This window comes from Burkholderia sp. Ac-20384, from assembly GCF_017104605.1.
GTDB classification, from domain to species: Bacteria; Pseudomonadota; Gammaproteobacteria; order Burkholderiales; family Burkholderiaceae; genus Burkholderia; species Burkholderia lata.
This window is the reverse complement of sequence record NZ_JAAGPE010000389.1, coordinates 1-7,394: the sequence shown is the minus strand read 5'-3', so window position 1 is coordinate 7,394 and position 7,394 is coordinate 1. Positions and strand designations below refer to the sequence as shown.

General features: G+C 68.1%; 5 protein-coding genes and 1 pseudogene. 5 read left to right on the top strand and 1 reads right to left on the bottom strand.

Annotated features, from left to right (window positions below; genetic code table 11):
• The 5 genes from flgJ to G3O00_RS37890 form a co-directional block, all read left to right on the top strand.
• Positions 1–522 (top strand): flagellar assembly peptidoglycan hydrolase FlgJ (gene flgJ / locus G3O00_RS37910; protein WP_206146069.1); only part of this gene is annotated, 522 nt, incomplete at its 5' end.
• 218 nt (positions 523–740) lie between these two features.
• A complete protein-coding gene (locus G3O00_RS37905) occupies positions 741–1,496 on the top strand; it encodes a flagellar brake protein (RefSeq protein WP_011353462.1) in 756 nt (251 codons plus the stop codon).
• A 197-nt stretch (positions 1,497–1,693) separates the two neighbouring features.
• Complete coding sequence (gene flgK, locus G3O00_RS37900; protein ID WP_174936237.1) at positions 1,694–3,625, top strand: flagellar hook-associated protein FlgK; 1,932 nt, start codon at positions 1,694–1,696, stop codon at positions 3,623–3,625.
• Between the two features lie 17 nt (positions 3,626–3,642).
• Positions 3,643–4,878, top strand: a complete 1,236-nt coding sequence (gene flgL, locus G3O00_RS37895) for a flagellar hook-associated protein FlgL (protein ID WP_174936239.1) — start codon at positions 3,643–3,645, stop codon at positions 4,876–4,878.
• A gap of 291 nt (positions 4,879–5,169) precedes the next feature.
• On the top strand, positions 5,170–6,477 hold the full coding sequence (locus tag G3O00_RS37890; RefSeq protein ID WP_174936241.1) for a solute carrier family 23 protein: 1,308 nt from the start codon (positions 5,170–5,172) through the stop codon (positions 6,475–6,477).
• A gap of 58 nt (positions 6,478–6,535) precedes the next feature.
• Here G3O00_RS37890 and G3O00_RS37885 read toward each other — a convergent pair.
• Positions 6,536–7,267, bottom strand: a pseudogene (locus G3O00_RS37885) (LysR substrate-binding domain-containing protein); the annotation flags it as partial.
• Positions 7,268–7,394 lie beyond the last annotated feature (127 nt).

Sequence of the window (7,394 nt, the reverse complement as noted above, 5' to 3'; positions counted from 1 at the left end):
GTGGCGGGGACGAGGGGCGGATCGGCCGGGAGCGCGCTGACGCAGCCGCGGCAGGGCGGGAGGGGCGTGCAGGACGCCGACGGGGTCGGCGACCGGCTGGCGGCCCGGGCGCAGGCGGCCAGGGCGGCGACCGGCATTCCGGCGCGCTTCATCGTCGGCCAGGCCGCGCTCGAATCGGGCTGGGGCAAGCGCGAGATCCGCGCGGGCGACGGTACGACGAGCTACAACGTCTTCGGCATCAAGGCGACCAAGGGCTGGACCGGCCGCACGGTGTCGGCGCTGACCACGGAATACGTGAACGGCACGCCGCGTCGCGTGGTCGCGAAATTCCGCGCGTACGATTCGTACGAGCACGCGATGACCGATTACGCGAACCTGCTGAAGAACAACCCGCGCTACTCGGGCGTGCTGAGCGCGAGCCGCAGCGTCGAAGGCTTCGCGCACGGGATGCAGAAGGCCGGCTACGCGACCGACCCGAACTACGCGAAGAAGCTGATTTCGATCATGCAGCAGATCGGCTGACCGGCCCGCCGGCGACCGCCGTTGTACCCTCTGGACCGCGCCCGGCAGCCCGCCGCGCGCGGTTTCAACGTTTGCGCGAAAAAAATCCCCAATTCGATCTAAACTTTCGGTCAGCACTGCCGCTAAGTGTGAGAGACCTGCGACCGGGCCCCCGTTCTGGCCCGGTTTTATTGCGCACCGGTTGCCCGGGCGCCCATGACAAGAAAGACCGGCTAGCCATGAATATCGAAACGTCGACGGACCCCAGCCTGGATGCAGGCCACTCCGGGCCCGACTATGCCCGCCGCAATCCGCTGGAAATCGGCGTGCAGCTGCGCAACCTCGTCAATCGCGGCGATTTCCTGACCGTCCAGTACCCGGGTGGCCAGCTTGTCACGCGCCTGCTCGAGGTGGATGTCGGCGCGCGGACGTTCACGTTCGACTGGGGTGCGCTATCCGAGCAGAACGCCAGCATCCTCGGCGCGTCGCACTGCACGTTCGCGGCCGCGCCGGAGGGCGTGCGGGTCGAATTCTCCACGGGCACGCCGCGCGAGACGCGCTACGAGGGGCTGCCCGCGTTCGTCGCCGATTTCCCCGACGTGCTGATGTGCATCCAGCGCCGCGAGTATTTCCGCGTCGATGCGCCGATCGTCGATCCGTTCCTGTGCCGCGGCAAGCTGCCGGACGGCGAAAGCTTCCTGTTCGAGGTGCATAACCTGTCGCTCGGCGGCGTGGGGCTGCGCACGGCCGACGAGCGCGTCGAGGCGCTCGAGGTCGGCACGACGCTGCCCGACGTCGAGCTCGAGCTGACCGGCCACGGCAAGCTGTCGCTCGACCTGCAGCTCGTGTCGCAGCGTTCGACGCAGATGCCGAACGGGTCGCGGCGCTACCAGCTCGGCTTCCGCTACATGTCGCTGCCGGGCAGTGCGGAAAACACGCTGCAACGGCTGATCACGCAGCTCGAAATGAAGCGTCGCTCGCTCGCGCGGGCCTGACGCGCAAGCGGCGGCCGGCCCCGCCCGGGGCGGCCCGCACGGCGTTTGCGGCACCTTCGGCCGCACGCTTGAACCGGCGACGCGCGAGTGTGCGTCGCGCGTGCATTTTTTCCTCAATTTTTTCGATGGGCGGCCGTTATACCGGGAGTCACGCAACCCGGCGGCCGCGACGCGCGGTCGGCTCATCAGGATCGCGCATGTCCAACACACTCATGAACCTCGGCGTCAGCGGCCTGAATTCCGCGCTCTGGGGCCTCACGACGACCGGCAACAACATCAGCAATGCGGCGACGCCGGGCTATTCGGTCGAACGCCCCGTTTATTCCGAGGCGAGCGGCCAGTACACCAGCAGCGGCTACATGCCGCAGGGCGTGAATACCGTCACCGTGCAGCGGCAGTACAGCCAGTACCTGAGCGACCAGCTGAACGGCGCGCAGACGCAGAGCGGCGCGCTGTCGACGTGGTATTCGCTCGTCACGCAGCTGAACAACTACGTCGGCAACCCGACGTCGGGCATCTCGACCGCGATCACGAGTTACTTCACCGGGCTGCAGAACGTCGCGAACAGCGCGTCCGACTCGTCGGTGCGGCAGACCGCGATGAGCAATGCGCAGACGCTCGCGAACCAGATCACCGCGGCCGGCCAGCAGTACGATGCGCTGCGCCAGAGCGTCAATACGCAGATCTCGAGCACCGTTACGCAGATCAACGCGTACACCGCGCAGATCGCGCAGCTGAACCAGCAGATCGCGTCCGCGAGCAGCCAGGGGCAACCGCCGAACCAGCTGATGGACCAGCGCGACCTCGCGGTGTCGAACCTGTCGAACCTCGCCGGCGTGCAGGTGGTGCGCAACAGCGACGGCTACAGCGTGTTTCTCGCGGGCGGCACGCCGCTCGTCGTCGCGGACAAGAGCTACCAGCTCGCGGCCGTCACGTCGCCGTCCGATCCGAGCGAACTGACCGTCGTGTCGCAGGGCATCGCCGGCGCGAACCCGCAGGGGCCGAACCAGGCGCTGTCCGACGCGTCGCTGTCGGGCGGCACGCTCGGCGGCCTGCTCGCGTTCCGCAGCCAGACGCTCGACCCGGCCGAAGCGCAGCTCGGCGCAATCGCGACCAGCTTCGCCGCGCAGGTCAACGCGCAGAACGCGCTCGGCATCGACCTGTCGGGCAACGTCGGCGGCAACCTGTTCACGACCGGTAGCCCGATCACGTACGCGAACCAGGGCAATACCGGCAACGCGGCGCTGTCCGTGTCGTTCGCGAACGCGTCGCAGCCGACCACGAGCGACTACACGCTGTCGTACGACGGCGCCAAGTACACGCTGACCGACCGTGCGAGCGGCGCGGTGGTCGGCACGTCGAACACGATGCCGGGGTCGATCGGCGGGCTGAACTTCTCGTTCTCGTCCGGCTCGATGAACGCCGGCGACAAGTTCACCGTGCAGCCGACGCGCGGCGCGCTGAACGGCTTTGGCCTCGCGACGTCGAACGGCTCGGCGATCGCGGCAGCGGCACCGTTCGTGCCGTCGGCCACCACGACGAACACCGGCAACGGCACGATCGGCGGGCTGTCGGTCACGAGCGCGACGGCCGCGGCCAACCCGCACAACTACACGATCACGATGGGCGGCACGACCGCCAGCCCGACCTACACGGTCACCGACAACACGGCCGTACCGCCGACGACCAGCGCCGCGCAGCCGTACCAGTCCGGCTCGCCGATCACGCTGACGGCCGGCGTCACGGTCACGGTGTCGGGCACGCCGGCAGCGGGCGACACGTTCAAGGTCGCGCCGAACACGGGCGGCACGAACGACGGCAGCAACGCGCTCGCGCTGTCGAAGCTCGTCAGCGCGAAGTCGCTCGGCGGCGGCACGACCACGCTGACCGGCGCGTATGCGAACTACGTGAACAACATCGGCAACACGACGAGCCAGCTGAAGTCGTCGAGCGCCGCGCAGACCTCGCTGATCGGCCAGATCACGGAAGCGCAGCAGTCGGTGTCGGGTGTGAACCAGAACGAGGAAGCGGCCAACCTGATGCAGTACCAGCAGCTCTACCAGGCGAACGCGAAGGTGATCCAGACCGCGTCGACCCTGTTCCAGACCGTGCTTGGCCTGTTCAACTGATTTCGGGGATCGAAGCCATGCGCATTTCCACCACCCAGTTCTACCAGATGAACGTCGCGTCGATGAACGATCAGCAGGCGCAGCTCTCGCAGCTGTACCAGCAGATCTCGAGCGGCGTGAGCCTGTCGACCCCGGCGGACAACCCGCTCGGCGCGGCGCAGGCGGTGCAGCTGTCGATGACGTCGGCGACGCTGTCGCAGTATTCGGCGAACCAGAACACCGCGCTGTCCTCGCTGCAGGCGGAAGACCAGTCGCTCATCAGCGTCAGCAGCCTGCTGAACAGCATTCACACGGTCGTGATCCGGGCCGGCGACGGCTCGCTGTCCGACAGCGATCGCGCGGCATCGGCTACGCAGCTGCAGGGCTATCGCGACCAGCTGCTGACGCTTGCGAACTCGACGGACGGCGCGGGCAACTACCTGTACGCGGGCTTCAAGACGGCCACGGCGCCGTTCTCGAACGCACCGGGCGGCGGCGTGACCTACAGCGGCGACACGGGTTCGCGGCAGGTGCAGATCGCCGACTCGCGCTCGATCGCGCAGGGCGACAACGGCGCGAGCGTGTTCCTGTCGGTGCCGATGCTCGGCAGCCTGCCGGTACCGGCCGCCGGCATGGGCAACACGGGCACGGGCACGATCGGCGCGGTGACGATCACGAGCCCGTCGGCCGCGACCAACACGCACCAGTTCACGATCGGGTTCGGCGGCACGGCCGCCGCGCCGACCTATACGGTCACCGACAATTCCGTCACGCCGCCGACCACGACCGCCGCGCAGCCGTACACGGCCGGCGCCGGGATCGCGCTCGGCAACGGCCTGTCGGTGCCCGTATCGGGCAACCCGGCGCCCGGCGATTCGTTCACGGTCACGCCGGCGCCGCAGGCCGGCACCGACGTGTTCGCGGCGCTCGACTCGATGATCGCCGCGCTGAAGGTGCCGGTCAGCAACAACACGACTGCCGCCGCCGCGCTCCAGAACGCGATGACCACCGGCACGACGAAGCTGAACAACATGATGACGAACGTCCTCACCGTTCAGGCGTCGGTCGGCGGCCGCGAACAGGAAGTCAAGGCGATGCAGACCGTGAACCAGACCAATACGCTGCAGGTCACCAGCAACCTGTCCGACCTGACGAGCACCAACATGGTGTCGACGATCAGCCAGTTCCTGCAGATGCAGAACGCGCTGACGGGCTCGCAGAAGGCGTACGCGCAGCTGCAGAACCTGTCGCTGTTCCAGTACATCAACCCCTGATGGTCGCCGCGCCGGCCGCGATGTGAGCGCACGCTTGCGTCGCGGCCGGCGTCGGTCGCTGCACGCGTATTTCCCCGCGCGGGCGGGCGCTTCACCGGGGCACGTCATCGTGCCCCGTTTCACACACGCCGCAAGCCGCGCATCGTGATCGCGGCCCCGCTCGGCGACCCGCTTTTCAGCCCGTCCATCAGCCCGCTTGCCAGCCCCATTTCCGCTCCGTAAACTCGCGCCAGATTCCAGACCGGCGCATCCTCCGCAGCCGGCGACCGACTGACAGGAGCCCTTTTCCCCATGTCCGATTCCTACTTCCCGCGCTGGCGGGTGCAATCGACCGGCGCGGCCTCGCGCGTGGTCGGCCCCGACGAGCGCCTCGCGTGGCCGCAGATGGTCGCGATGGGCGTGCAGCACGTCGTCGCGATGTTCGGCTCGACCGTGCTCGCGCCGCTGCTGATGGGCTTCGACCCGAACCTGTGCATCTTTATGTCGGGCATCGGCACGCTGCTGTTCTTCGTGCTGGTCGGCGGCCGCGTGCCGAGCTACCTCGGCTCGAGCTTCGCGTTCATCGGCCTCGTGATCGCGGTGACCGGCTACGGCGGCAGCGGCCCGAACCCGAACATCCCGGTCGCGCTCGGCGGGATCATCGCGTGCGGCGTCGTGTACGTCGCGATCGGCGCGCTGGTGCAGGCGATCGGCACGAACTGGATCGAGACGCTGATGCCGCCCGTCGTGACCGGCGCGGTGGTCGCGGTGATCGGGCTGAACCTGGCGCCGATCGCGGTCAAGGGCGTGTCCGGGTCGACCTTCGAATCGGTGATGGCGCTCGTCACGGTGCTGTGCGTCGGTGGCGTCGCGGTGTTCTCGCGCGGCATGGTGCAGCGCCTGCTGATCCTCGTCGGGCTGGTAATCGCCTATGTGATCTACGCGGTCGTGACCAACGGGATGGGGCTCGGCAAGCCGATTGATTTCTCGATCGTCGAGCATGCGGCCTGGTTCGGGGTACCGAGCTTCCGCGCGCCGGTGTTCGATCCGCACGCGATGCTGATGCTGGCGCCGATCGCGGTGATCCTGGTTGCGGAAAACCTCGGCCACATCAAGGCCGTCAGCGCGATGACGGGCACCAGCCTCGATCGCTACGTGGGCCGCGCGTTCATCGGCGACGGGCTTGCGACGATCGTGTCGGGCAGCGTCGGCGGCACGGGCGTGACGACCTACGCGGAGAACATCGGCGTGATGGCCGTCACGCGGATCTACTCGACGCTCGTGTTCGCGGTCGCCGCGGTGATCGCGATCGTGCTCGGCTTCTCGCCGAAGTTCGGCGCGGTGATCCAGACGATTCCGGGCCCCGTGCTCGGCGGCGTATCGATCGTCGTGTTCGGGCTGATCGCGGTGACCGGCGCGCGGATCTGGGTCGTCAACAAGGTCGACTTCTCCGACAACCGCAACCTGATCGTCGCGGCCGTCACGCTGGTGCTCGGCGCCGGCGACTTCTCGCTGAAGATCGGCGGCTTCGGGCTCGGCGGGATCGGCACCGCGACGTTCGGCGCGATCATCCTGTACGCGATCCTGCGCAAGGAAAAGGAACCGGGCCCGGTGGTCTGAGCTTCCGGCGGGCGGTGTCGTGCCGCCCGCGTCATCTTCCGCGTCGAACGTCGCGGCGCTACGCGCCGACGTTCGACTGCGTTTGCAGCCACGCGCAGAACTGCGCGACGAGCGGATCGTCGGCCGGCGCGCGCGGCGCGATCCACCAGTAGCTGCGCGTCGCGATGCGCGGCCCCTCCAGCGGCATCACCAGCCGGCCGCTCGCGAGTTCGTCGTCGATCAGCGGCAACGGGCCGAGCGCGACGCCCAGGCCGTCGACGGCCGCCTGCAGCGCCAGGTAAAAGTGGTCGAACGACTGCCGCTTGCGCCCCTTCATCGTCACGCCGGCCGCCGCGAACCAGTCGCGCCAGCCTTCCGGCCGCGTATCCGAATGCAGCAGCACATGGCGCGCGAGATCGTCCGCGCGCGCGATCGGCACGCGCTTGAGCAGCGCGGGGCTGCAGACGGGGATCACGCTTTCGTCGAGGAAGTGGCCGCTCGTGCAGTTCGGCCAGTGGCCGGGGCCACGGCGGATCGCGACATCGAAGCCGTCGAGCGTGTCGAGCGGCGCATTCGACGTCGACAGCTTCAGCTCGACGTTCGGCACGTCGCGCTGGAACCGCGACAGGCGCGGCAGCAGCCATTTCATCGCGAAGGTCGGCAGCGCATTGATGCGCAGCACGCGTGCCGCGCCCGTGTTGCGCAGCTGCTCGGTCGCGAGCGCGATGCTGTCGAACGCCGCGCGCACGGTGTCCAGGTAGCGGCGGCCTTCGTCGGTGAGCTTCACGCGCTTGCCATAGCGGTGGAACACCTGACCTGCTCCCCGCGTTTAGTACGGTGACGGTGTAGAGTCCGTTCCAGAGAGGAACGGCAATGAAAAAGCGATTCACCGAAGAGCAAATCATCAGCATCTTGAAGGAAGCCGAGGCTGGCCTGAA